This is a genomic window from Hymenobacter mellowenesis, from assembly GCF_030581005.1.
Classification (GTDB): Bacteria; Bacteroidota; Bacteroidia; order Cytophagales; family Hymenobacteraceae; genus Hymenobacter; species Hymenobacter mellowenesis.
Window position 1 is genome coordinate 754,816 of the sequence record NZ_JAUQSX010000001.1, and the last position, 23,733, is coordinate 778,548.

Here is a 23,733-nt window from a genome sequence, read left to right on the forward strand (position 1 = left end):
ACCCCGGCCCTACCTTGCCGGCGGGCCGAACCGCCGCATCGAAACCGCTGGCTCGGGCCGATAACACGACTTTCTCCCTACTACTAAGCAGCATGAAATACTTGGCGCCCGCGCTACTAATCGGTTTGGCGCTGCTGAATCCGGCCGAGAGCCGGGGCCAGCAGCTGCCGCCTGATTTGCTCATGGATGAGACGTTTCAGCAGGCCCGCCACTACTGGGTGGGCCGCATCCCCAACCTGGTGGGGGAGATAACCGCGACTGGCTATTCCTTCCAATCCCTCGGCACTACTTTCAGCAACATTCCCATTGAGCCCTACGGACCGGCCCTGAACCAGCAGCAGGACTTTGTGATAGAGGGTGAGTTGCGCGGCCAGGGAAGTTTTGGCGTGTATTGGGGTGGGCAGCGCGTGGGCACGGCCGAGCAACTCACTACCACGCAGTTGAACCTCGCGCTGGCGGCTCCTACCGCGACGGTATTTCGCTTGCAAGCCGGCGCCTGGACCATGCTGGCCACCATGCCCCTCCCCACTGCCGTAGCCCCAGCCGATTGGCACACCATCCGCATTGCCCGCGCGGGAGCCGAGGTAACGTATTGGGTAGATGGCCACCAAGTGCTGCGGCAGCCCTGGCCCAACCCGCCCGGCCCGGACTTCGGCCTGACGGTGGAATCCGGGGGCGCCGTGACCCTGCGCCGCCTGCGCCTCTGGCACCACCACCCCATTCGGCTGGCCCCGGGCCTGCCCGCTACTCTGAAGCGCGAACGCCTGGAGGCCCCCAGCCTGAACACGGAGCGCTATGAAGTGACTCCGCTGGTTTCGGCCGACGGGCGGTTCCTGTATTTCTCGCGGGTGATGGGCAATTACAACGCCCTCGACGATGCCATAGCCTTCAACTCCGACGTCTACGTGGCCGAACGCAACTCCGATGGCAGCTGGGGACACGTACAGGCGCTGGGGCCACCCATCAATACAGCCGCTTCGGACTACCCCCAGCACGTGTCGCCCGATGGCCAAACGCTGCTCATCAACAACCGCTACGGACCGGACGGCAATCTGCTGGGCCCGGGCTTGTCGCGCACCCGCCACCTCCCCGATGGTACCTGGACCGTCCCCGAGGCCCTGCCCGAAGGCACCGGCTACCGGCCGGACTTTGCGCGGCGCAACTCGACGTATTGCCTCGATGCCAGCGGCACCATCCTGCTACGCTCGGCGTCTCTCACCACGGCACTCGGCAACACCGACCTTTACCTCTGCCGGCGTCAGCCGGACGGTTCCTGGTCGGCCCCGGCCCTGCTGCCTGCCCCCATCAATACGCCCGCCCGAGAGGTATCCCCTTTTCTGGCTCCCGATGGCAAAACCCTCTATTTCGCCTCGGATGGCCACCCCGGCTACGGAGGGCTCGACATTTTTATGAGCACCCGCCTCGATGATACCTGGACCCGGTGGAGCGAGCCGCTGAACCTGGGACCAAGCATCAACACGCCGCTGGGCGACAGCTATTATTCCACCTCCGCCGCCGGCGACGTGGCCTATTTGGTGAGCGATACCGGACCGGGGCACCTGGGCGATATCTTTCGGGTGGTGCTGCCAGCGGCGCTCAAGCCGGCCCCCGCCGTGCTGGTGCGCGGCCGGGTGCTCGACGCCCGCACGGGCCAAGCCATTACCACGGCCGAGGTGCGCTACGAGCAGCTGCCCACCGGCACCGAGGCCGGCGTGGTGCTGCCCGCCGTGGCCGGCTCGTTCGAAGCCACCCTGCCGGCCGGGCAGCAGTACGGCCTGCGCGCCACGGCCCCCGGCTACCTGTCGGTGAATGAAAGCCTGAACCTGACTACGGCCACGAAATACGGCCAGGTAACCCAGGACCTGTACCTCATGCCCCTGACGGCGCCCACCGAAGCACTGGCCGCCAAAGCGACGGCCCTGCAAGTTGCCCGCCCCGCCGCTGCCGCCGTGCCCCGGCAGTTGAGTGGTGTGGCCGTGGCGCCGCCCGTGGCCATCGCGGCCGCAGCCGAAGAACACATTGCCCTGAACAACCTGTTTTTCGTGCGCGGCAAGGCCGAATTGCTGCCAGCTTCCTTCCCCGAGCTCAACCGCCTGGCCCAGACGCTGACCGAGCACCCGGGCCTGGAAATCCGCCTCGACGGCCATACCGACAACACCGGCGACGCCAAGGACCCCAAGCCCAACCAGGTGCTCAGCGAGCAGCGCACCCAGGCGGTGAAGGCCTATCTAGTGCGGCAAAAAATTGCGCCCGCTCGCCTCAGCACCCGGGGCTACGGGGGCTCGCGGCCCGTGGCGGCCAACGACACTGAGGCCAACAAAGCCCGCAATCGCCGCGTCGAATTTGTGATTGTGAAGCGTTAAAGCCGGTTGGAGCGGGCCCGCAGCAGCAAATCGGCCAGCACCAGCTGCGTCATGGCTTCTACGATGGGCACGGCGCGGGGCAGCACGCAGGCATCGTGGCGGCCGCGGCCCACCAGCGTCACGGCCTCGCCCTGGTCGTTGATGGTTTGCTGGGGCTGGAGCAGCGTAGCCACTGGCTTGAAGGCGACGCGGAAATAAATGTCCTGGCCGTTGCTGATGCCGCCCTGGCTGCCGCCGCTGTGGTTGGTGCGGGTGCGCACGGCGCCGGTTTCGTCGGTGTAAAATTCGTCGTTGTGCACCGAGCCGGGCAGCTTCGTGCCTTCAAACCCGGAGCCGAATTCAAACCCTTTCACCGCATTGATGCTGAGCAAGGCGTGTCCCAGCACGGCCGGCAGCTTGTCGAACACGGGCTCGCCCAGCCCGGCGGGCACATGGCGCGCTACGCCCGTAATCACGCCGCCCACCGTATCGCGCGCCGCCTGGGCCGCCCGGATGCGGGCCTCCATCAGCGCGGCCGTTTCGGGGTGCGGGCAGCGCACGGGGTTGCTGTCGATGAGGCTTAAGTCCAGCTCCTGATACTCCAGAGGCACTTCTACCTCACCCACGGCCGACACGTAGGCGGCAATTTCGACCCCGAAATGCGCCAGCAGCTGCATGGCCACGGCGCCGGCCGCCACGCGGGCAGCCGTTTCGCGGGCCGAGCTGCGGCCGCCGCCGCGGTAGTCGCGCCGGCCGTATTTCACGTCGTAGGTGTAGTCGGCGTGGCTGGCGCGGTAGGCGTGGGCAATGTGCGAGTAGTCGTCGGAGCGCTGGTCAGCGTTCGGGATGAACAGGCTGATGGGCGTGCCGGTGGTAAAGCCCTCAAACAGGCCCGACTGAATCTGGACGGTATCAGCCTCCTTGCGCGGCGTGGTGAGGTCAGACTGGCCGGGTCGGCGCCGGTCCAGCGCCGCCTGAATCTGCGCGGCCTCCACGGCCACACCGGCCGGGCAGCCGTCGATAGTCACGCCGATGCCCGCCCCGTGCGACTCGCCAAAGGTGGTGATGCGAAAGAGGGAGCCGAAGGTGTTGGACATAGTTTTAATGATTAAAAAAGAACGTCATGCAGAGCGTAGCGAAGCATCTTGCCCGCCACAATAATTATTATCGTTCGCGTCACAGAATTAATTGCTGCCACTGGCGAGATGCTTCGCTACGCTCTGCATGACGTTTTTTCTCCCCAGCACTGGCCCCAAAACTACGCCCGCTGCCCCGCCCGCCACCAGCCGAAGGCCGCCACCCCGGCCAGCCCGATGAGCAGCCAGTCGGCGTAGCGGCGCACGTCGCGGTACACGTCCATCGACTGCAGGGTGTCGTCGGCACTGGCCAGCGCGGGGCCGTAGAAGGGGTCGTCCTCGGGCCTGGGCAAGGGGGCGGGGGCCGCCACCACGCCGCGCACATCGGGGCGCACTTCGGGCCGGAGCGTGTCGTAGCGCGCCTTAGTTGGGTTGAAAACCACCAGGCTGATGAGGCTGTCGAGCGGCAGCACGCCCGGGCGGCGCGCCACCAGCCGGTAGCGAAACATTTTGCGCCCGCCGCCCGGCACGGGTTCTTCTTTCACCTCGGAGCCAAACACTTCCAGCCCCGGGCGGGTGGGCCACGCGGGTGCCAGCACGGCCGCCAGGTTGCCGCGGCCCTCTACCCCGAATGAGTAAGTGAACGACTCGCCCACCCGAAATTGGGTGCGGCTGATGGCCTCCCGCACCTCAAACGAACCCACTGCCACCGCGCCCTGTCGAGCCGCCTGCGGCAAGGCCCGCACCTGCACCGCCACGCCCGGCGCGTAGTAGGTTTTGTAACCCGCCAGGCGGTTGTCCTGGCCCGGCTCGGGCTTTTTCAGCACTTTGAATTTCACCATCGTCAGGGCCAGGGGCGGGAAGCGCAGAGGCTGGGCCGTGAGCGGATAATAAATATTTTCGGCCAGCCGGAAGCGCAGGTATTTCTGGCCCAGGTGGCGCACGGTATCGGGCGTAACGCTGGCTTCTGGGCCGGGCTCCTGCCATGCCGTAGGCTGGTGCAGCTCGTGCAGCAGCGGCGGCAGCTGGTCGTTGAAATCGTGAAAGGCCAGCAGGGCCTGGTCTTCGGGCTTGAGGTAGAAATACAGGCCCACGCGCACGCCTTCGCCCACAAACACGCGCGGCTGCTCGGCCACCACCGCCAGAAAGGCGTGGTCGGGCACGTCCTGGTAGAGCACGGCCTTGGGCTTGCCAAACATCTTGTCGAGGTCGGCCACGGCTTGCAGGGGCGCGGTGGGGTTGGCCGGCTTGGTGAGGGTGCCGGGGTTGGGCACCGGGGCCGGGCCCACGTGCACGGTGTTGCCGCCGCCGCGCAGCACCACTCCGTTCACCGTGATTTGGAAGGGTTTGATGACGACATCGCCTTCGCCGTAGGGCACGTAGCGCTGCGTGATGGTCACATCCACGAAGCGCCGGCCCTGCACCGTGCGCGTGGTATTGGTGCGGGTTTTGCCGGTTTTTTTGAAGCCTTCCAGCTCGGGGAATTCGGAATATTTTTCCAGGGTGCCGCCTCGCAGCCGGAACGCCAGCGTGAAAACGCCCGTGACGGGCAGCGCAGCCGGGCCCGGAACCAGGGCCACGTCGGCCGGCGCGGTGCTGGCGGGCTTGGACGGGCTAGTGGCGGGGGCAGCGGGCTGCGCGGCGGCCGCTGCCGCCCCCACCAGCCACCAGAGCCACAGCATTTGCCTAAAAAGTATTCGCATAGTTGCCGGCGCTTTAGCAGACCTTAAAAGTAGCCCTCAGCAACGGAATCCCCACTTTTTAGCAATGCTGTCAATCCTGATATAATCAACTTTTACAGCATTCGCAACACAAAATTTGGGTTTTATGAATCCTTCATACTCCCTGTTGCCGTATCTGCCCACACAACACCTCAACAATGCTGGCTTAATTCTCCAAAAAATGGCTCTTCGGCGCCGTGCGGATTCTTATTGCCTTTTCCCACCAAATCGTTTTTTTCACCTAACCTATTTTCACCATGTCCGACAATCTCCAGCCCCGTGGCTCCGACGATGCTTCGTTCGCCCAGCCGCTGTACACGCCCATTAAGCGTCGCTCCTTCTTCATGTATGCCGGCGCCACGGCAGGTGCTACGGCCCTGGTGATGGCCGGCTGCTCGAAAGACAACGACCCTGTTACTTCTGATAACCTCATCAATGTGGGCTCGGGTGATACCGGCGTGCTGAACTACGCCTATGCGCTGGAGCAACTCGAAGCCGGTTTCTACACCCGCCTGCGCACCGGCACCTACTACACCGGCCTGGGCTCTGCCAGCGCCGAGAAGCAGATTCTGGACGACCTCTACTACCACGAAGTTATTCACCGCGAATTCTTCAAGGCGGCCATCACGAGCGGCCGCATCAGCGACAGCCTGACGCCGGACTTCTCCAAAATTGACTTCAACAGCCGCACCAGCGTGCTGGGCACTGCCATGGCGTTCGAAGACCTCGGCGTAGCGGCTTACAACGGCGCGGGCCAGTACATCAGCTCGCCGCTGTACCTCACGCTGGCCGGCAAAATCGTATCGGTGGAAGCACGCCACGCCGCCATCATCCGCGACTTGGTGATGGAAGGCTCGTTCGTAGGCAACGACGTCGTGACCATCAGCAGCGCCAACAACAGCGCCAGCGCCGGCGGGGCCGGTTCCAGCGGCTCCAGCCAGGAGCGCTCGAAGACGCCGTCCGAAGTAGTGGCCGTGGCCAACACTTTCCTGGCCGAAGGCTCCAAGCTCAACGTTTCGGGCCTGAAATAATATCCCTTTCTCTTCAACTCTGAATTCTCTTCGCCATGAATTTTTTCCAAATCATCTCGGAAATCGAGAAAGTGGACCCGGAAGTGTACGACCGCCTCGACTCGCGTCGCAGCATTTTCAAGCACATGACCGGTCTCGGCCAGAAGCTCACGGCGGCTGCCGTGCCGCTGGCGCTGGGTGCCATTTTCAATAAAGCGTATGCCCAGACGCCAGTGGGCGCTACGGTGAACGATGTGCTCAACTTCGCTCTGAGCCTGGAGTACCTGGAATCGTATTTCTACAACGCCGGCCAGGCTTCTACTACCTTGCAGAGTGGCCTCAGCGCGACCAATAAGGCGGCGCTGGAACTCATCAGAATCGATGAGGCCAACCACGTAACCTTCCTGCGCGGGGTGCTGGGCACGGCGGCTATTGCGGCCCCCACCACTGCTACGTTCGACTTCACCGGCGGCAAGGGTTCCGCTGGCGGCCCATTTGCCGACGTATTCACCAACCCGGCCACCTACCTCGCTGTGGCCCAGTCGCTGGAAGATACCGGCGTGCGTGCCTACAAAGGCGGCGCAGCGCTGTTGATGAGCAACAAAACTGTGCTCACGGCGGCCCTCAACATTCACTCGGTGGAAGCCCGCCACGCTTCTCGTCTGCGCGCCATGCGCCGCGCCGGCCCCAACAATAATGCTGCCTCGCAAGGCGTGCCGGTGGCACCTTACAACGCTGCCCCCAAAAGCTGGATTTCCGGTACCGACAACGGTGGTGCTTCGCCTACCCAGACGGCTCCTATCTACGGCGCGGGCAACAACACCAACGCCCCTACGAACGTGACGTTTGATGCCGAAAGCAACACCACCCAAGGCGGTACGAACCTGACTGGTTTGCCCAACACCACCGGCCTGTCGGCGGCCGCCTTCGCTGTGGCTATCACGGAGGCTTTTGATGAGGCCCTCGACGTGACGACGGTAAAAACCATCGCCCGCACCTTTGTAGTGAACGGCAGCACCTTCCTGGCGTAGCCTTTCGGCTCTGCCACGTAATTTGCCAATGAAAAGGGCTGACCTGCGGGTCGGCCCTTTTTTTGTGCCCGCCAGGCAGCCAGCGCGGCGCCTGTTGGGTAGCTGTTGCGGTCCCGACGAGCGACTTCCGTTGCCGGGCCGTTACTTTTACTTGTTCAACCGTACAACCTCCGGGCCTTGCGTGGGCTCTTGCTTGTTGTAGCAAGGCTTGGGCGGGTGCCCAGCCTCATATTTTGTTTTTTCATGTCTGATACTCTTCAGCCGCTGCACACGCCCATCAAGCGGCGCTCGTTTTTCCAATATGCCGGCGCCACGGCGGGAGCTACGGCCCTCGCGCTGGCCGGCTGCTCCAAAGACAGCGACCCGGCGGCCATTGTCCCGGTCAGCAGCATTAGCCTTGGCACCGGCGATGTGGGCATGCTCAACTACGCGTATGCGCTGGAGCAGCTCGAAGCCGCCTTTTATGCGCAGGTGGTGAAAACGCCGGCCGCCGATTTTCTGTCCGGCGAGCTGGCCTACTTCACCCAGATTGCCACCCACGAAGCCATTCACCGCGACTTTCTGAAAACCGCCATTTCCGGCGCGGGCGGCTCGCTGCTGCCCACGCTCACACCCATTTTTACCAGCATCAACTTCAGCAGCCGGGCCAGTGTGCTGAACGCCGCCAAAACGTTTGAAGACCTGGGCGTGGCCGCCTACAACGGCGCGGGCGTGCTGCTGAAATCGCAGACCTACCTCACTATTGCCGGCCAGATTGTGTCGGTGGAGGCCCGCCACGCCGCCCTCATCCGCGACCTGCTGTCACCGGGCTCATTTGCCGACGACAACCAGGTGGACGCCACCGGCCTCGACAAGCAGATGACACCCACCGACGTCATCGCCGCCGCCCAGCCCTTCATCACCGAGAAGCTGGACGCCAGCAGCGTGGGCAAGTAGCCCGTTTTCCTCCCTTCGTCATTCTTCGCATCATGAATTTTTTTCAGATTATTGACCAGCTGGCGGCCGTAGACCCCGACGTGCTGGACCGTTTCGATTCGCGGCGCGCGGTGTTCAGCTCACTGGGCTCGGTGGCCAAACGCTCGGCGCTGGCCGCTACGCCGCTGTTTCTGGGCGCGCTGTTTCAGAAAGCCTACGCCGGCACCACCTCCACGCCCGTGGATGTGCTGAACTACGCCCTGACCCTGGAGCTGCTCGAAGCCGACTTCTACCGGCTGTTTCTGGCCGCCGGCACCCTGCCCAATGCCACGGCCACGGCCGCCATCACCCAAATCAAAAAGCACGAAGACGCTCATGTGGCCCTGCTCACGCGCACCATTCAGGCGGCGGGCGGCACGCCCGTCACGGGCACAGCCACCACGGGCATTCGCTTCAAGCCGTCGGCCTTTCCGAGCACCTACGCCGGGCAACTGCGCGTAGCCCAGCTGCTGGAAGACACCGGCGTGCGGGCCTACAAGGGCCGCGCGGCCGAGCTCGTGGGCACCACCTTGCTCACCACGGCACTCCAGATTCACTCCGTAGAAGCCCGCCACGCGGCGCACATTCGCCTCATGCGCGGCCAGCTGCCCTGGGTGAACAGTGCCGACGACCTGGCCACGGACCCGACCTATACCAGCGGCGTGACCGGGACCACCAGCACGCAGGTAACCACCGCCGGGGGCGCGTTTGGCATTCCGGCCTATAGCACTGCCAGCCCTGCCGAATCCAGCACCGTGATAGGCACCGTGCCGCTCACTACGGGCATTACCACGGCTCCGGCCGTTTATAGCGCAGCCGATGCGGCAGCGGCTTTCGACCAGGTACTGCAACCCGCCGAGGTGGTGGACGCTTCGCGGGCGGGCGGCTTGTTGGCATAAACCAGCTAACAGGACACTTTTTCGGCCCAATTCAGCTTATGGAGCCGGTTCTGCTTGCGCGGGGCCGGCTTTGTTGTGGGGGCTTTGCAACCATTGGACGGGCAGGGAGTACCTTTGTAATGGCTGGGGCCCGGCTTATCGGGTTGGCGGGCTGGCTTGAATATTTTACGAATGTCTGACCACTCTCATTTGCCCGCCTGGCGGGAGCAGTCGCTGGGGCGACGCTTGTTTTTGCAGGTTTCGGCCGCATCGGCGGCTTCGGCTGCCCTAGTGGTAGCGGGCTGCGACACCTCCTCCACCCCCACGCCGACCGTCGACACCAACCAGATTTTGCTGCCCCAGGGCAACCAGGGCATGCTGTACTACGCGTACCTGCTGTCGCTGGCCAAATCCACCACCTATCAGAAGGTGGTCGACTCGCCTCCCGGTGACCTGCCGGCCGCCGAACGGGCCATTTTTGCCGATATGCGCGACCACGAAGTGGTGCACCGCGAAACGCTGAAATATCTCATTGACCCCACCCGCGCCAAGGCCCTTTTCCCTTCGGATTTTGCCTTCATCCTCACGCGGTTCACGCTCACGTCGCGGGCCGGGGTGCTGGCGGCCGCCCTGCAGCTTGAAGACTTGGCGGCGGCGGCCTATCCGGTGATTGTGCCGTTCTTCACCACCTCAAACAGCTACGCCCGCACGCTGCTGCTCAAGATGTCGACGGTGCAGGCCCGGCACGCGGCTACCGTTCGCGATTTACTCACGCCCGGCTCGTTTGCCGACAGCACGGTGGTGAACAGCACCGGTCAGCTCATCACCAAAACGCCTACCGAGGTGCTCGCAGCGCTGGCTCCGTTCCTGGCGCCGTACGTGCTGTCCATCACCTGCCCCGACACCAACCCCAGCACCGACCCGGGCTTGTGCACCGCCAACGGCTAATTGCCGCGGCCTTACCCGTTATTTCTACAGCCGCCCCGCCGGTTTTCGCATGAAGCTGATATCCTTGCTTGACCATTTGGCCGCCACGCCGGCCTCTACTTCGGCCGCGCCGCGCCGTGCCGTGCTGGCGCAGCTGGGCCGGGCTGCCGCTGCCGCGCTGCCGCTCGCACTAAGCGCCCTGCCGGCCACCGCCGCCACCCAGGACTCGACCCAGGACGCCGTGCTGCAACTCCTGCAGCTCGAGCGCCTGCAAGCCGCCCTCTACACCCAGGCCCTGGCCGCCACCGGCCTGATTCCGGCCGCCCAAACCGCCGATTTCCAGCGCCTGCTGGCTCACCAAACCCAGCACATCACGTTCCTGACGCAGACTTTGCAGGGCGCGGGCAGCGTGGTGCCGGCCACGCCCACTTTCGACTTCAGCGGCCGGCGCAACGTGACGGCCAACCCGGAGCTTTTCCCGGCCGTTTTCACCAACTACGACAATTTTCTGGCCCTGGCGCAGCAGATTGAGGACTTTGGCGTCCGGCTCTATAAAAACCACGTCTTCAACGTCCTCTCCGATTACCGCCTGAACGGGGCCGTGCTGCGCATGCAAAGCGTGGAAGCCCAGCACTCGGCCCACGTGCGCGGGCTGCGCCGCAGCCGCGGCGCCACGGTGAGCAACTGGCCCAGCGAAAAAGACACGGCCATTGCGCGGCCCGCCGCGGCCCAGGCCCTCACCACGGCCGCCACCGGCGGCGAGGCCAACGTGGCCCAACCCGTATCGACCACTGCTACCTTGCCTACGGCCAGCATCTTCCTGGTGCGCGACAATACGGCCATTCAGGACCCGGCTTTGGCTGAGGCTTTTGATGAGCCCATCACCAGCGCGGTGGCTCAGGCAGCACTCAATTTATTCTTCTAAACAAGGTCATATAGGAGAATACAAAATTTTGGCATTCCCCCCGAAAAGAGCGGCCCTGGCCGCTCTTTTCGCGTATTAAGCCTCCTGCCAAAGCCTAGAACCATTCTGCTGATTGCGTTCGGCTTCCCATATATTGTACCTTTCCTATCATCAAGGCGGGCAAGCTTGTTCTTATCGCGAGTTCGCTGTTTCCACCCATTTTTCACTGCCCTTGTACTCCACCCGATGCTAGAATATGTGAAAATTATTCTGACAAAAGTCAGCTTCAACAAAGCGCTGTTCGAGAAAGAACTGCGCAAAGCTCTTAACATGGTGCTCCCGGCCGAGTTGGCGGATTTCCGCAGCTGGTGCTACCAGCAGTTTTCCCGGGTATACCGGCACGTGCTGAAGCGTGTGTTCGGCCGTTTCCGGGATGATTTTCCCGTGGCCGGCGTCGGCTAGTCGTTGGCGGGTGGCAGGGCCTCCTGGCCTTCCGTCACAAACCGGATGTTGCGTTTCAGCCCTTCGTAGCCCGTGCGCTTCACGGCCGACTGCCGGAACAGCTCCGTAAATAATTCGTGGGTGATTTCGCGCCAGTCGCCAGGCGTCAGGTCTTTGAGGCCAGGCGCGGGGTTGAACTGCGGCTCATTGTGCGGCTTAGAGAAGCGGTTCCAAGGGCATACGTCCTGGCAGATGTCGCACCCAAATACCCAGTTGCCGAACTGCCCGGCCACTTCGGTCGGAATCTGGTCCTTGAGCTCAATGGTGAAGTAGCTGATGCACTTGCTGCCGTCCACCACGTAGGGCTCGGTGATGGCTTGGGTGGGGCAGGCATCCACGCACTTGGTGCAGGTGCCGCAGTAGTCTCGGATGGGACCGTCGGCGGGCAGTTCCACGTCCACAATCAGCTCGGCGATGAAGTAGAAAGAGCCCGTGCCCGGCGTTATCAGATTGGAATTTTTACCCACCCAGCCGAGGCCCGATTTCTTCGCCCAGGCCTTGTCCAGCACCGGTGCGGAGTCCACAAAACAACGCCCGCCTATGGCACCAATTTCGGCTTCCATGTCGGCCAGCAGCGTTTTCAGCTTGTCTTTGATGACGAAGTGGTAGTCGCGACCGTAAGCGTATTTACTGATTTTGAGGGTGTCGTCGGGCTGCTGGGTTTCGGGCGCGGGGTAGTAGTTGAGCAGCAGCGAAATCACCGATTTAGCGCCGTCCACCAGCAGACGCGGGTCGAGGCGCTTGTCAAAGTGGTTTTCCATGTAGCCCATCTTGCCGTTCATGCGGCGCGTGAGCCAGGTTTCGAGGCGCGGAGCTTCTTCTTCCAAGAATTCAGCCTTTGAAATGCCGCAGGCCATGAAGCCCAGCTCCGCCGCACGGCGCTTGATAAAGGGAGCCCACTGTGAGGGAGGAAGCATGGGCAATAAAGCGAAACTGAGCTGCAAAGAAACAGGAAACGCGCCGCTGGGGGCGGCGCGTTCCGTGGTGTAGCGTGGACTCTGCGAGTCCGCGCAGGTGTAGCATCGTGTGAACAAAGCGAGGACTCGCAGAGTCCACGCTACATTACGACGTTATTTCGTCGAACAAACTCACGCCGTTGTTACCACGCAAGTGGTTCGGCAGCAGGCGACCCAGGTGCTGGTACGCGGCCTCGGTGGCCTCGCGGCCGCGCGAGGTGCGCTTGATGTAGCCTTCTTGAATCAGGAAAGGCTCGTACACTTCCTCGATGGTTTCGCCCTCCTCGCCGCAAGCCGTGGCGATGGTGCTGATACCCACCGGGCCGCCCTTGAACTTGTCGATGATGGTGGTCAGAATGCGCTTATCCATGTCGTCGAGGCCGCGGGCGTCCACGTCCAAGGCATTCAAAGCAAACTGCGCGATATCGACCGTGATGGTGCCGTCGCCTTTAATTTGAGCGAAGTCGCGGGTGCGGCGCAGCAGGTTGTTGGCAATACGAGGCGTACCGCGCGAGCGGCGGGCAATTTCAAAAGCCGCATCCTCATGGATGGGCGTGCCCAAAATTTCAGCCGAGCGCTGCACGATGGTGGTCAGCAGCTTGGAATCATAATACTCCAAACGAGCCGAGATGCCGAAGCGGGCCCGCAGCGGCGCCGTGAGCATGCCCGAGCGCGTGGTAGCGCCCACGAGGGTGAAGGGCGAAAGCGAAATCTGCACCGAGCGGGCGTTGGGGCCCGAATCGAGCATGATGTCGATGCGGTAGTCCTCCATCGCCGAGTACAGGTACTCTTCCACCACGGGGTTGAGGCGGTGGATTTCATCGATGAACAGCACGTCGTGCGGCTCTAGGTTGGTGAGCAGGCCAGCCAGGTCGGAGGGCTTATCCAGCACCGGGCCGCTGGTCATCTTGATGCCCGAGCCCAACTCGTTGGCGATGATGTGCGAGAGGGTGGTTTTGCCCAGGCCGGGAGGGCCGTGCAGCAGCACGTGGTCGAGGGCGTCGCCGCGCTGCTTGGCGGCGGCCACGAACACTTTCAGGTTTTCCAGAATCTTGTCCTGGCCCGTGAAATCGTCGAAACTGAGCGGGCGGAGGGCTTTGTCGATGTCCTTGTCGGTGGCATCGAATCCGTCGGTTCCGCCGGTGAGATAGGCTTCGCGCATAATGATATTGCTAAAATGATTGGTCGGCGCTTGCTAAGCGTATGAGTAACTAAGTTACGAGCAAAAAAGCTCCACGACATTAGAATTATCTGGGACGTCATGCAGAGCGGAGCGAAGCATCTCGCATGCTTCAACTAATTAGCGACTACGGGCAAGATGCTCCGCTCTGCATGACGTTCTTTTTCCCCTTTTTCTCCGCGCCTACTCGTGCAGCAGCACTTCAATGTCGAGATGCAGCCAGTCGGTTTCCCAGGATTTGTGGTTGAGGCGGGCCGAGAGGTGCTTGCCGGCGTCGAGCAGCCGGGCCACGGTTTCGTTGCGGCCCTCGGGCAGGTAGCCAAGCCACACGTTGGCAGGGTCGGTGGCGGGGGCGGTGTGCACCTGCACGGCCCAGTCGTCGTAGTGGTTATCAGCTTCGCGGCTCAGGTGCAGGGCCTGGCCCACCGTGAGCTTGGGCTCGTACTTCTCCAGGTTGGGGCGGTGCGAGGTGCCGGCCACGAGGCATTCGAGCAGCACGAGGGGTTCGGACGCAGGGACGATTTTCATCATGGGGCCAAATTACGGCACAGAGGACGGGTTTTGATAGCGGCCAGTGCTGGTACGGCCAGCTTCTTGCCCACAGCTTAAGTATGTTGCGCCCACATTCCACATTTCATTCCGGCAAACTGTATGAAAAAAGTAGCTCTCTCCGTCGCGATAGCGCTGGCCGTGGCCGGCTCCTGGGCCTTTTACCCCAACACGGCCCCCGTGCCCACGGGCTACCTGATGGTGGTGGGCAGCGGCCGCCCCGGCAATGAGTCGTACGTGCCCGAAATCGTTACCATTCAGCCCGACGGCAAGCAACAAGTGCAGCGCCTCACCAACGTCAAAGCCAGCTCCGACCGTAGCACCACCGACGTAGCCGTGGCCCTGCACCACGCCGAGCTGCTGCAAGTAAATAAGCTAGCTACCCAGGGCTGGCGGCTGGTGAGCGTGGCCCAGAGCACCGTGGGCGTGGGTGCCACCACCGAAACGGTGTACATGATGGAGCGGCGCTAAAGCTTTTTGTTTGGCCCGGAAACGGTCGCCTTGTCAATACTCAACCATAATCAAGGTGGCCTCCCTCCGCCAGCCTGTTCCCACTTTGGTGTAGACGCAGGCTTCCCACCCTTCGCCGCCCACGTTTACCAAGGCCCGTTGGTGGTTCTTCGAAAATAAAATTCCGCCGATGGCGAAAGTCCGGTCGCTGCCGAACCGCTGGAACAGGGAATCGCGGGCCAGAATACGGGCTCGCCAGCCCAGCCTTTTGTTCATGGCCATTAAGGTATCAAGCGAAATGACCCGGACGCCGGGCTCACGGATTCTGGCTTGCTCGAATTTAAAACGCTTGCTGGCAGGCAGCTGCTGACGCATATAGGCGATATCGGCTGTGGAAAAATACTTCCGGGCCTGGGCCTGCGCCGGGGTTCCCTCGCCGGCCAGCACGATTTCGTAGTCGGCATCGGTGGAATACGGACGGTCCAGCAACAGGAGCCGCACGGTGGGGGTATCGGTGGCCATCGGGGGCTGCCGGTGGTACTTGCCGTCGGAAGTTCGCTTCGCATAGGCAAATGGGGCCGGAAACTCCTTGAGGATGGACTCGGCCAGCTGGTACCTCAGCTTCTCGGCGGCCGACTGGGCACGGCTAGGAATTGCCTGTGGCAAAAGCCACACTAGAAACCAGATAACCTTTTTCATCGGCAGGTCTAACGCAAAAAGGCCGCTCTATGTATAGAACGGCCCTTCTGTAGCTAGATAAATGGCTTTTATTTAAACGCCTGAATACCCGTGATATCTGCGCCCGTGATGAGCAGGTGAATGTCGTGCGTGCCCTCGTAGGTAATCACCGACTCCAAGTTCATCATGTGGCGCATGATGGGGTACTCGCCGGTGATGCCCATGCCGCCGTGAATCTGGCGCGCCTCGCGGGCCACGTGCAGGGCCATGTCCACGGAGTTGCGCTTGGCCATCGAAATCTGGGCGCTGGTGGCTTTACCTTCGTTTTTGAGCACGCCCAGGCGCCAGGCCATGAGCTGGGCTTTGGTGATTTCGGTAATCATCTCGGCCAGCTTCTTCTGCTGGAGCTGGAAGCTGGCGATGGGCTTGCCGAACTGTTCGCGCTGCAGGGAGTATTTCAGGGCCGACTCGTAGCAGTCGATGGCCGCGCCGATGGCGCCCCAGGCGATGCCGAAGCGGGCCGAATCGAGGCAGGAAAGCGGACCTTTGAGGCCGTCAACGTTGGGCAGGATGTTCTCTTTGGGGATTTTCACGTCCTCAAACACCAGTTCGCCGGTGCAGGAGGCGCGCAGGCTCCACTTGTTGTGAATTTCGGGGGTGCTGAAGCCTTCCATGCCGCGCTCCACGATGACGCCTTTGATGCGGCCCTGCTCGTTTTTGGCCCATACCACGGCCACCTGGCATTCGGGCGAGTTCGAAATCCAGAGCTTGGCGCCGTTCAGCAGGTAATGGTCGCCCATGTCCTTGAGGTTGGTGGTCATACCACCGGGGTTCGAGCCGTGGTCGGGCTCCGTCAGGCCGAAGCAGCCCAGCCACTCGCCGGAGGCCAGCTTGGGCAGGTACTTCTTGCGCTGCTCTTCGGAACCGTACTGGTAGATGGGGAACATCACCAGCGAGCCCTGCACCGAGGCCGTGGAGCGCATGCCGGAGTCGCCGCGCTCAATTTCCTGCATAATCAGGCCGTAGCTGATGTAGTCGAGGCCGCCGCCGCCGTACTCGGCCGGAATGGTGGGGCCGAAGGCGCCTACGTCGCCAAACTTGCGCACGATTTCCGAAGGAAAGTGCGCGTCCTGGGCCCACTTTTCGATGTTGGGGTTGATTTCCTTCTTAACGAAGTCGCGGATGGACTGGCGGATGAGCAGGTGCTCCTCGGTCAGCAGGCCGTCGAGGTCGAAATAATCGGTGAAGCCGTTGGCGTTGGTGCTGCCTTTCTGGGCGGTGTGGGCTTTCGACTGGGGGGAGAGAACGTCGGCTTCGGAAGACATGGGGCGGGCGTTTAAGGGGAATGATTGGGTGGGAGTGTGGGCGCAAAGGTAACAGCCGGGGCGCAGGCGTGGTTGCAGCCGCGGCCCAACAATCAGCCGCTTGCCTGCTCAATTTCAATAGTCTGGCGGGGGCGGCCTCTCCATTTGGCGCATAAAGCCGTATGCTTGCCAAAAATTCATCTTACCCTCATGTCCACCCCCGCCGGGCCTCCCACCCACCACGCCCCCAAGCTCAACGAGCTGGAAGCCACCGCCATTTGCGGAAACGACATTTCCTCGTCGTGCCTCTACGTGTCGGCGCTGGCTATTTCCTACGCCGGGCAATATGCCTGGCTGGCCCTGCTGGTGGTGGGCGCGGTGCTGTTTCTGTTCCGCAAAATCTACGGCGAAGTGGTGGGCGCCCTGCCCCTGAATGGCGGCGCCTACAACGTGCTGCTGAACACCACCAGCAAGCGCAACGCCGCGCTGGCGGCCTGCCTCACCATCCTGTCGTACATGGCCACGGCGGTGCTTTCGGCCAACGAGGCCATGCATTATTTGCACACGCTGTGGCACGGGCTGCCCATCATCGGGGCCACCATGGGGCTGTTGGCGCTGTTTCTGGCGCTCACCATTTTGGGCATGTCGGAGTCGGCCATCGTGGCGGTGGTTATTTTCATCGTCCACTTGGCTTCGCTCACGCTGCTGGTGGGCGTGGCGGGCTGGTACCTGGCTACCCACGGCCTGCACAACCTCTCGCTCAACTTTGCGCTGCCCGTGAAGGGCGGCAGCATCCTGAACGCGCTGTTTTTCGGGTTCAGCGCGGCCATGCTGGGCATTTCGGGGTTTGAAAGCTCGGCCAACTTCGTGGAGGAGCAGGCCCGGGGCGTGTTCCAGAAAACGCTGCGCAACATGTGGGTGGTGGTCACGGTGTTTAATCCGCTCATTGCGTTTCTGGCCGTGGCCGTGCTGCCGCTGGTGGAAGTGGGCCAGCACACCGAAACGCTGCTCTCGCACCTGGGCACGGTCACGGGCGGGCCGTGGCTGGGCACCGTTATTTCCATCAACGCGGTGGCCGTGCTCAGCGGGGCTGTGCTCACCTCCTTCGTGGGCGTGAGCGGGCTGATGAAGCGCATGACGCTGGACCGCATTCTGCCGCAGTTTTTCCTGCGTGAGAATAAGCGGGGCAGCAACTACTTCATTCTCACTACCTTTTTTGGTCTGTGCGTGTCGGTACTGCTTATCACCAACGGGCAACTGGGGCCGCTGGCGGGCGTCTATACCATCTCGTTTTTGTCGGTAATGGCCTTTTTTGCCCTCGGCAATTTCCTGCTCAAAGGCAAGCGGCCCAACTTGCCGCGCCCAGTGTACGCGGGCGTGCTCACGGTGACGCTGGCCATGCTGGGCGTGCTGATAGCCCTGTTTGGCAACGTGCAGATTCACCCCGAATACCTGATTGTGTTCCTCGAATATTTCCTGCCGGCCATGGCCATCGTGAGCATTATGCTCAACCGGACGGCCATTCTGAACCTAGCCTTGTCGGCCGTCGATTCGCTGGCGCGGCACCTGCCGCGGGTGTCGCGGCTGGCGCGCCTCAAGGTGCGGCGGCAACTGCGGGAGCTGGCCCAGCAAGAGTTCGTGTTTTTCACGAAGGGCGACAACGTGGCCAACCTCAATAAGGTGATGACCTACGTGGTGGAAAACGAGTTCACCAACCGCCTGAAAATCGTCACTTTACTCAAAGACGGCGAGAAATACCCCGAGGAGCTGCTCAACGATATTCGGGTGCTGGACCGGGCTTACGAGCAGATTGAGGTGGAGCTGGTGACGATGGAAGGCCACTTCGGCCCGGACCTGATTGAGGAGCTGTCGGCGAAGTGGAACATCCCCAAAAACTTCATGTTCATCGGCTCGCCCGGCGACCGGTTTCCCTACCAGGTGTCGGAGCTGGGCGGCGTGCGGCTGATTATCTGACCACGGATTCGCTCGGATTTTTCGGATTGCACGGATTTTATGGACGGCGCTGCAATTCGATAATCATTTAGTAAATCAAACAAAAAAGGCCATCCGTGGGGATGGCCTTTTTTGCTGTTGTTTTAAAGTTAATCATCCACAAAATCCGTGCAATCCGAAAAATTCGAGCGAATCCGTGGTCAGAATTTCAGCCCCACCGAGGCCAGATAATTGCGCGTGGCCTGCGGGAAAAACCAGTTGAAGGTTTCCTGGCTGCCGCTGGCGCCCACGTAGCTGTAGGTGTAGCCGTTGGCCACGTACTCGCGGTTGAGCACGTTGTTCACGAGCAGGCCCAGCTCGATTTCCTTCATGAAAGACGGGTGCAGGGCGTAGCGCAGGCGGAAATCCAGGGTTTCGTAGGGCCGGATGCTGCGGGCTTCGTTCTGGGAGTTGTCGAGGTACTGGCGGCTCACGGTTTTGAGCAGTAGCGCCAGGCGCAGGCCTTTCAGCGGCTGGCCTTCCAGCGTGTGCGCCGACACCACGGCGGGCGAGTAGGAAATGGTGGACGTGCGCGGGGCCGCCACCACGGGCGCGTAGTTGGCATCATACACCACGTCCTGGTAATCCCGGATGCGGTTCTGGCTCAGCGTGAGCGTGCTGCTGAGGCTGATTTTGTCGTTGGCCGACGCGAAGGCCGTCAGCTCCGCGCCGCGCCGGTAGCTGCGGGCCACGTTGGTGCGCAGGGCCGCGCCCACGTCGTTGAGCTGGCCGGTGGCCACCAGCTGGTTGTGGTAGTTCATGTAGAAGCCGTTGGCCTCCAGGCGCAGCGCGGTGATGGGGCCCAGGCTGGTCAGGCCCGTTCGGCTGAAGCGGTAGCCGCCTTCCCAGTCCTCCAGCCGCTCGGCTTTGGCGGTCTGGTCGCCGGCGGGCCGGTCGGTGAAGTCGGCGCGCACGGGCTCGCGCTGGCCCACCGCGAAGCTGGCGTAGAGCTGCTGGCCGGGGCTCAGCTCCAACGTGGCTCCGGCCTTGGGGTTGAAGAAGGTGTAGCTGGCGCGGGTGGTCACGTCGTTCTGGTCGTCCTCCAGGCCATCGATGCGGTAGTTGATGTGGCGCACCTGCACGTCGGCGTACACGCCCAGCTTGTCCAGCACCTGCCAGGTGGCGCGGGCGTAGGCGTTGTAGTCCGTCTTGGTGGCGTTGTTGAAGTAGTAGCGCTGGCGCGGCTGGAGGTTGGCCGCGTACTGCGCCCAGATAATTTCGCCGTAGTGGTCGTTGTCGAACTGGTTCCAGGCGCCGCCCAGCGTGGCTTGCAGCTTGCCGGCGCGCGGCTGGTAGTTGAGGGCAAAGGTGCCGCCGTAGAAGTAGTTATCGAGCCATTTCTGGTCGATGAGGTTGGTGCGGGTAATGGTCTGGTTGCCAATCATCACGTTGGCCAGGCCGTAGTCCACAAACTTGCGGCGCGTGCGGTAGCTCTCGTAGTAGCCGAAGCCGCGGGTGAGGTGCAGCGCCGCGCCTAGATTCCAGTTCGGGCCCAGGCCCTGCGAGAGGTGCAGCTGGTAGTGGTTCTGCTGGTAGTTGTCGGTCTGGTTGTCGTAGGTGTAATAGCTGTAGCGGCGGCCTTCCGTCAGCACGCGGGCCGCGTCGGCGGCGCTCAGCTCGCCGTTGTCGATGAAGGTCTGGAGCCGGGCGCGGTCGCCGGTGAGGGCCGGCTCGGGCACGCCGTTCCAGGCCTGGTAGGTTTTTTCGCGGCCCGAGAAGGTGATGAATTTCAGCAGCGTGTTCTTGACTTGGTAGCCGGCGGCGAAATAGTATGACTTCAAATCCGACGCTGCCCGGTTCATGTAGCCATCGGTGCGGATGCGCGAGAGGCGGCCGTCCACCGTGAAATGGCCGTTGATAAGCCCCGTGCCGAACGACACGTTGTTTTTCCAGGTCCGGAAGGAGCCGTAGGTGTTCTGGGTTTCGGCGTAGGCCTCGCGGCGGTTATCGAGCGTACTGATGTTGATGCTGGCCCCGAAGGCCGCGCCGCCGTTCTGGCTGGTGCCCACGCCGCGCTGCACCTGCAGGCTGTTGATGGACGACGCCAAATCCGGCAAATTCACCAGAAACGAGCCGCGCGATTCTGGGTCGTTCAGCGGCACTCCGTTGATGGTCATGTTGATGCCCGTGTTGCTCGTGCCCCGAATCCGGATATCGGTGTAGCCCACGCCCGCCCCGGCATCGGAATTCACCACCACCGAAGGCGTCTGGTCGAGCAGATAAGGCAGGTCCTGGCCGAAGTTGCGCTTGGCCAAATCCTCCTTGCCGAGGTTGGTGTAGGCCATGGCCGTGCGGTCGTTGGCGCGGCTGGCCGTCACGAGAGCCTCGCCGGTGAACAAGGTGGCGGGCGTAAGCTTCGCGCTCAGCCGTTGCTCGGCTGCCTGCCCCTGCAGCGGGCGCACCAGCGCGTCATAACCCAAAAACGTGATGCGGATTTCGTGCGCGCCGGCCGGCACGGTCGAAATATTGAAGGTGCCGGTGGCATCGGTGGTGCCGCTGGCGGCGCCGTCGAGCAAAATGGTGGCGCCGGGCAGCGCCTCCCCCGTGCGGGCATCGGTGATGGTGCCGGACACGGGGCCTTGCGCCCATGCCGGCGCGGCGGCCAGCCCAAAGAAGGCGGCTACCGCGAGAAGTACAGTTTTCAAAAAGATTTTGGCGTAAAAAAATGGAACGCGCCGTCGCCCCAGGGGTCGGAGCGGCAGCGGAAACGTCCGCGGATTGTTTGTTCCCTGCGCCGGCATTACCCGGTTCAGGTTCGATGGGTATCATCTCAGCCAATGTCGCACACGACACCAGCACCCCTAAACATGCCGCAAAGGTAGCACCCTGGGCGCCGGGCATCATTTTTTTATTATTCCCGGGCCCGAAGCGTACACGTTTGCTGACCGTCAGTTAATTTAGGGACGTCGGGCGGCGCAACGCCGCGCCCGGAACCTGCGTTTCAGGTTTCCGCACCGTTTTAGCTGCCTTCGCCATGTTCAGCCTCGTCTACGCCGTTGCTTTCTGCGCCTTCTTCCTGTTTGTGCTGGCCATGCCGGGCCGTCGGCGCGTGCTGCCCCCGCCCCCGCCCTCCGATGGCGACGACGACGGCGGCGAACCCCACGACCCCGGCCTGCCCGACCTGGACCTGCCGCCCGGCATTTCGCGCCCCATCAACGACTGGGAACCCGAATACAACCGCCGCCGCATCGGCGTCTGAGGCTTCATTTTAGTTAATTTCGAAGGGCCCGTGGTCTACAGCGCGCACGCCATGCGCACGTAGGCCACGGGCCCTTTGTAGAATATTTCACCCTCGGGCTGCATCCCAAACCGGGCATAGAAAGCCGCGCTGTCCTGCCGCGCGTCGCACCAGATGCGGGTGGCACCCAGCCGCTGGGCTTCTTCAAAAACGTGGCGCAGCAACTGGCTGCCAATGCCCTGCCGCTGGCAGTCGGGCCGGGCGGCAATCTTGCGGAACCGGGCTTCCGCGCCCGTCACAAACAGGGAGATGACGGCCACAAGCTCGCCGTTCTGGAAAGCGCCGAAATGGTGGCCGGCCGCGTCTTCGGCAATCATTACGTAGGCCAGCGGCTTGTCGGGCCACAGCACCTTGTGGCGCAGGGCGTAGGTAGCCTCGGGCGCGATGGGCTGGATAGTCAACGGGTCGGACATTGGTTCGTTGTTAGTTGTTAGTTGTCAGTTGTTAGTTTTTTGACTACCCTGCTAAACATCTGACAACTGACAACAAGCAACTGACAACCAATCTATCCCACCTCAATGCTGAAGGCGGCCGAGAACACCTCGCCCGGCTCCAGCGTCAGGATGCCTTCTTTGTCGCGCAGCTCGCCGGGCTCGCCGGTGGGGCTGGCGATGCCGTGCCAGGGCTCAACGCACACGAAGCCGGCGCCGGGGCCTTTGGTCCAGAGGCCGAGATAGGGAAAGCCATCGAAGCGGAAGCGCGCGAAATGCGCCGACTTGCGCGAGCGCAGTGTGAGGCTGGTGAAATCATAGTGCTTGAACACCAGTGCGTCATCGGCAAACAACTCGTAGCTCAGCGGCAGCTCCCGCGCGTCGCTGAGCACGGGGGCGGTGGCGCCGGTGAGCAGGCCGCCCTGCAGCAGATGGCGCTCCAGCGTGACGGGGTGGTCGAACTCGAAATAGTAGTCCTCGAATTTTTCATCCGGCAGCAGGGGGCAGCGCACGGCCGGATGTCCGCCAATGCTGAAGAGCAGCGGCTGGTCAGCGGCGGGGTTGCGCACGTCCCAGCGCACGGTGAGCTGCGTGCCGCGCAGGGTGTAGGTAATGGTCAGCTCGAAGGCGAAGGGGAAAATGGTTTGGGTCGTTTCATCGTGTTGCAGGCGGAACGCCAGCTCCGTGGCATCGTGGCGCAGCACGGCAAACTCCTGGTCGCGGGCGAAGCCGTGCTGTGGCAGCTTGTAGTCGCGGCCCTCGTAGTGGTACACGTCATTGGGCAGGCGGCCCACCAGCGGGAAGAGCACCGGCGCGTGCCGGGCCCACACCGCCGGGTCGCCGGGCCACACGTATTCGAGGTTGTCGGCAAGCGTGACGAGGCTGGTGAGCTCGGCGCCGTGTGCCGCGAAGGTGGCCCGGCAGGTCGGGTTTTGCAGGGTGTAGGGGGTGGAGGTGTTGGGCATGGTGGGTTCTTCCAAAAGGGCGGCCGGCCTGGCGCTTTGCAACAGCTCATCGACCAGAAAACAGGCCTGGGCAAAGCGGCGGTCGGCATCGCCGGAAATTTCGGCAAAGTTGGACATCCGTTCCCGCAATTCGCGCAGGTAGAGGTCGTAGAACTGCTGGCGCAGGTGCGGGTGCTCGCGCAGCGGGTCGGGCTGCCAGGGCAGGTCCACGCCCATGAGCAGCACCAGGTCGTATTGCTGCTGGTCGATGCGGTGCAGTATCCACTCCGGGCAGATGCCGAAGGAGTGCTCGGCCCAGATTTTAATCACCAGCAAGTCGGTGTCGCTGAACACGATGTCGCGCGCGCTGGCTTCGGCCGTGGCCTCGGCCTGCAGCTGGCCGCGGGCAATTTCTTCGAGGTCTTCGAGCGTGTAGCGCGGGCCGGATTCGGCCAGGTATTCGCGGGCGTACTCGGGGGCGAAGGACGTGCCGTAGTGCGTCGCCAGCTGGGCAGCCAACGTCGTTTTGCCCGTAGATTCGGGGCCGGTCAGGGAAATGCGTAGCAAAGGAGGGGTGGCAGAAAACGGGGGTGGAAAGGGGCTAGGGCAGCCGCGCAGAGACGTTAGGGGGTGGACTAACGGGGGTGCCTCCGGGCTACACAGTCAG

General features: G+C 62.7%; 21 protein-coding genes and 1 riboswitch. Of the genes, 11 read left to right on the forward strand and 10 right to left on the reverse strand.

The features are described 5' to 3' along the window. Window positions 1–92 precede the first annotated feature (92 nt). A complete protein-coding gene (locus tag Q5H92_RS03050; protein ID WP_305010010.1) occupies window positions 93–2,363 on the forward strand; it encodes an OmpA family protein in 2,271 nt (756 codons plus the stop codon). On the opposite strand, the gene aroC is transcribed toward Q5H92_RS03050, so the two are convergent. Both aroC and Q5H92_RS03060 read right to left on the reverse strand, forming a co-directional pair. Then, a complete protein-coding gene (gene aroC / locus Q5H92_RS03055) occupies window positions 2,360–3,439 on the reverse strand; it encodes a chorismate synthase (RefSeq protein WP_305010011.1) in 1,080 nt (359 codons plus the stop codon). The two genes, Q5H92_RS03050 and aroC, sit on opposite strands and share 4 nt — an antisense overlap. Window positions 3,440–3,600: 161 nt before the next feature. Further along, a complete protein-coding gene (locus Q5H92_RS03060) occupies window positions 3,601–5,100 on the reverse strand; it encodes a BatD family protein (protein ID WP_305010012.1) in 1,500 nt (499 codons plus the stop codon). Between the two features lie 296 nt (window positions 5,101–5,396). Here Q5H92_RS03060 and Q5H92_RS03065 point away from each other — a divergent pair, with 296 nt between their 5' ends. From Q5H92_RS03065 to Q5H92_RS03095, 7 genes are all read left to right on the forward strand, one after another. Beyond that, on the forward strand, window positions 5,397–6,170 hold the full coding sequence (locus tag Q5H92_RS03065) for a ferritin-like domain-containing protein (RefSeq protein WP_305010013.1): 774 nt from the start codon (window positions 5,397–5,399) through the stop codon (window positions 6,168–6,170). A 35-nt stretch (window positions 6,171–6,205) separates the two neighbouring features. Beyond that, the gene (locus Q5H92_RS03070; protein ID WP_305010014.1) at window positions 6,206–7,180 is read left to right on the forward strand and encodes a ferritin-like domain-containing protein; all 975 of its coding nucleotides are present in this window, start codon (window positions 6,206–6,208) and stop codon (window positions 7,178–7,180) included. A 243-nt stretch (window positions 7,181–7,423) separates the two neighbouring features. Further along, window positions 7,424–8,116, forward strand: coding sequence for a ferritin-like domain-containing protein (locus Q5H92_RS03075; RefSeq protein ID WP_305010015.1), 693 nt, complete (start codon window positions 7,424–7,426; stop codon window positions 8,114–8,116). 32 nt (window positions 8,117–8,148) lie between these two features. Next, window positions 8,149–9,033, forward strand: a complete 885-nt coding sequence (locus Q5H92_RS03080; protein WP_305010016.1) for a ferritin-like domain-containing protein — start codon at window positions 8,149–8,151, stop codon at window positions 9,031–9,033. Window positions 9,034–9,204: 171 nt separating this feature from the next. Next, window positions 9,205–9,960 carry a ferritin-like domain-containing protein gene (locus Q5H92_RS03085; RefSeq protein ID WP_305010017.1) on the forward strand — a complete coding sequence of 252 codons (756 nt, stop codon included), beginning with the start codon at window positions 9,205–9,207 and terminating at the stop codon, window positions 9,958–9,960. 49 nt (window positions 9,961–10,009) lie between these two features. Beyond that, entirely contained in the window at window positions 10,010–10,864 is an 855-nt protein-coding gene (locus Q5H92_RS03090) for a ferritin-like domain-containing protein (protein WP_305010018.1), read from the forward strand. Window positions 10,865–11,089: 225 nt separating this feature from the next. Continuing rightward, on the forward strand, window positions 11,090–11,305 hold the full coding sequence (locus Q5H92_RS03095) for a hypothetical protein (protein ID WP_305010019.1): 216 nt from the start codon (window positions 11,090–11,092) through the stop codon (window positions 11,303–11,305). Here Q5H92_RS03095 and queG read toward each other — a convergent pair. The 3 genes from queG to Q5H92_RS03110 form a co-directional block, all read right to left on the reverse strand. Continuing rightward, window positions 11,302–12,261, reverse strand: a complete 960-nt coding sequence (gene queG / locus Q5H92_RS03100) for a tRNA epoxyqueuosine(34) reductase QueG (protein ID WP_305010020.1) — start codon at window positions 12,259–12,261, stop codon at window positions 11,302–11,304. The genes Q5H92_RS03095 and queG overlap by 4 nt on opposite strands. A gap of 145 nt (window positions 12,262–12,406) precedes the next feature. Continuing rightward, on the reverse strand, window positions 12,407–13,462 hold the full coding sequence (gene ruvB, locus Q5H92_RS03105; protein ID WP_305010021.1) for a Holliday junction branch migration DNA helicase RuvB: 1,056 nt from the start codon (window positions 13,460–13,462) through the stop codon (window positions 12,407–12,409). A 201-nt stretch (window positions 13,463–13,663) separates the two neighbouring features. After that, window positions 13,664–14,011 carry an HIRAN domain-containing protein gene (locus tag Q5H92_RS03110; RefSeq protein WP_201977355.1) on the reverse strand — a complete coding sequence of 116 codons (348 nt, stop codon included), beginning with the start codon at window positions 14,009–14,011 and terminating at the stop codon, window positions 13,664–13,666. Between the two features lie 120 nt (window positions 14,012–14,131). Here Q5H92_RS03110 and Q5H92_RS03115 point away from each other — a divergent pair, with 120 nt between their 5' ends. Then, window positions 14,132–14,500 carry a DUF4177 domain-containing protein gene (locus Q5H92_RS03115; RefSeq protein WP_305010022.1) on the forward strand — a complete coding sequence of 123 codons (369 nt, stop codon included), beginning with the start codon at window positions 14,132–14,134 and terminating at the stop codon, window positions 14,498–14,500. Window positions 14,501–14,533: 33 nt separating this feature from the next. On the opposite strand, the gene Q5H92_RS03120 is transcribed toward Q5H92_RS03115, so the two are convergent. Both Q5H92_RS03120 and Q5H92_RS03125 read right to left on the reverse strand, forming a co-directional pair. Then, the gene (locus Q5H92_RS03120; RefSeq protein WP_305010023.1) at window positions 14,534–15,178 is read right to left on the reverse strand and encodes a hypothetical protein; all 645 of its coding nucleotides are present in this window, start codon (window positions 15,176–15,178) and stop codon (window positions 14,534–14,536) included. A 68-nt stretch (window positions 15,179–15,246) separates the two neighbouring features. Next, window positions 15,247–16,482, reverse strand: a complete 1,236-nt coding sequence (locus Q5H92_RS03125; protein WP_305010024.1) for an acyl-CoA dehydrogenase family protein — start codon at window positions 16,480–16,482, stop codon at window positions 15,247–15,249. 189 nt (window positions 16,483–16,671) lie between these two features. Here Q5H92_RS03125 and Q5H92_RS03130 point away from each other — a divergent pair, with 189 nt between their 5' ends. Next, the gene (locus tag Q5H92_RS03130; protein WP_305010025.1) at window positions 16,672–18,435 is read left to right on the forward strand and encodes an APC family permease; all 1,764 of its coding nucleotides are present in this window, start codon (window positions 16,672–16,674) and stop codon (window positions 18,433–18,435) included. 179 nt (window positions 18,436–18,614) lie between these two features. Here the strand turns inward: Q5H92_RS03130 and Q5H92_RS03135 are convergent, their stop codons facing one another. Continuing rightward, the gene (locus Q5H92_RS03135) at window positions 18,615–21,098 is read right to left on the reverse strand and encodes a TonB-dependent receptor (RefSeq protein WP_305010026.1); all 2,484 of its coding nucleotides are present in this window, start codon (window positions 21,096–21,098) and stop codon (window positions 18,615–18,617) included. Window positions 21,099–21,160: 62 nt separating this feature from the next. Next, window positions 21,161–21,266: riboswitch (TPP riboswitch) on the reverse strand. 161 nt (window positions 21,267–21,427) lie between these two features. On the opposite strand from Q5H92_RS03135, the gene Q5H92_RS03140 reads away from it, so the two are divergent. Continuing rightward, complete coding sequence (locus tag Q5H92_RS03140; RefSeq protein ID WP_305010027.1) at window positions 21,428–21,652, forward strand: hypothetical protein; 225 nt, start codon at window positions 21,428–21,430, stop codon at window positions 21,650–21,652. 35 nt (window positions 21,653–21,687) lie between these two features. Here Q5H92_RS03140 and Q5H92_RS03145 read toward each other — a convergent pair whose 3' ends face one another. Further along, window positions 21,688–22,104: a GNAT family N-acetyltransferase gene (locus Q5H92_RS03145; protein WP_305010028.1), complete on the reverse strand. Its 417-nt coding sequence runs from the start codon at window positions 22,102–22,104 to the stop codon at window positions 21,688–21,690. A gap of 92 nt (window positions 22,105–22,196) precedes the next feature. Beyond that, a complete protein-coding gene (locus Q5H92_RS03150; RefSeq protein ID WP_305010029.1) occupies window positions 22,197–23,633 on the reverse strand; it encodes an aldose epimerase family protein in 1,437 nt (478 codons plus the stop codon). Between the last annotated feature and the right edge of the window lie 100 nt (window positions 23,634–23,733).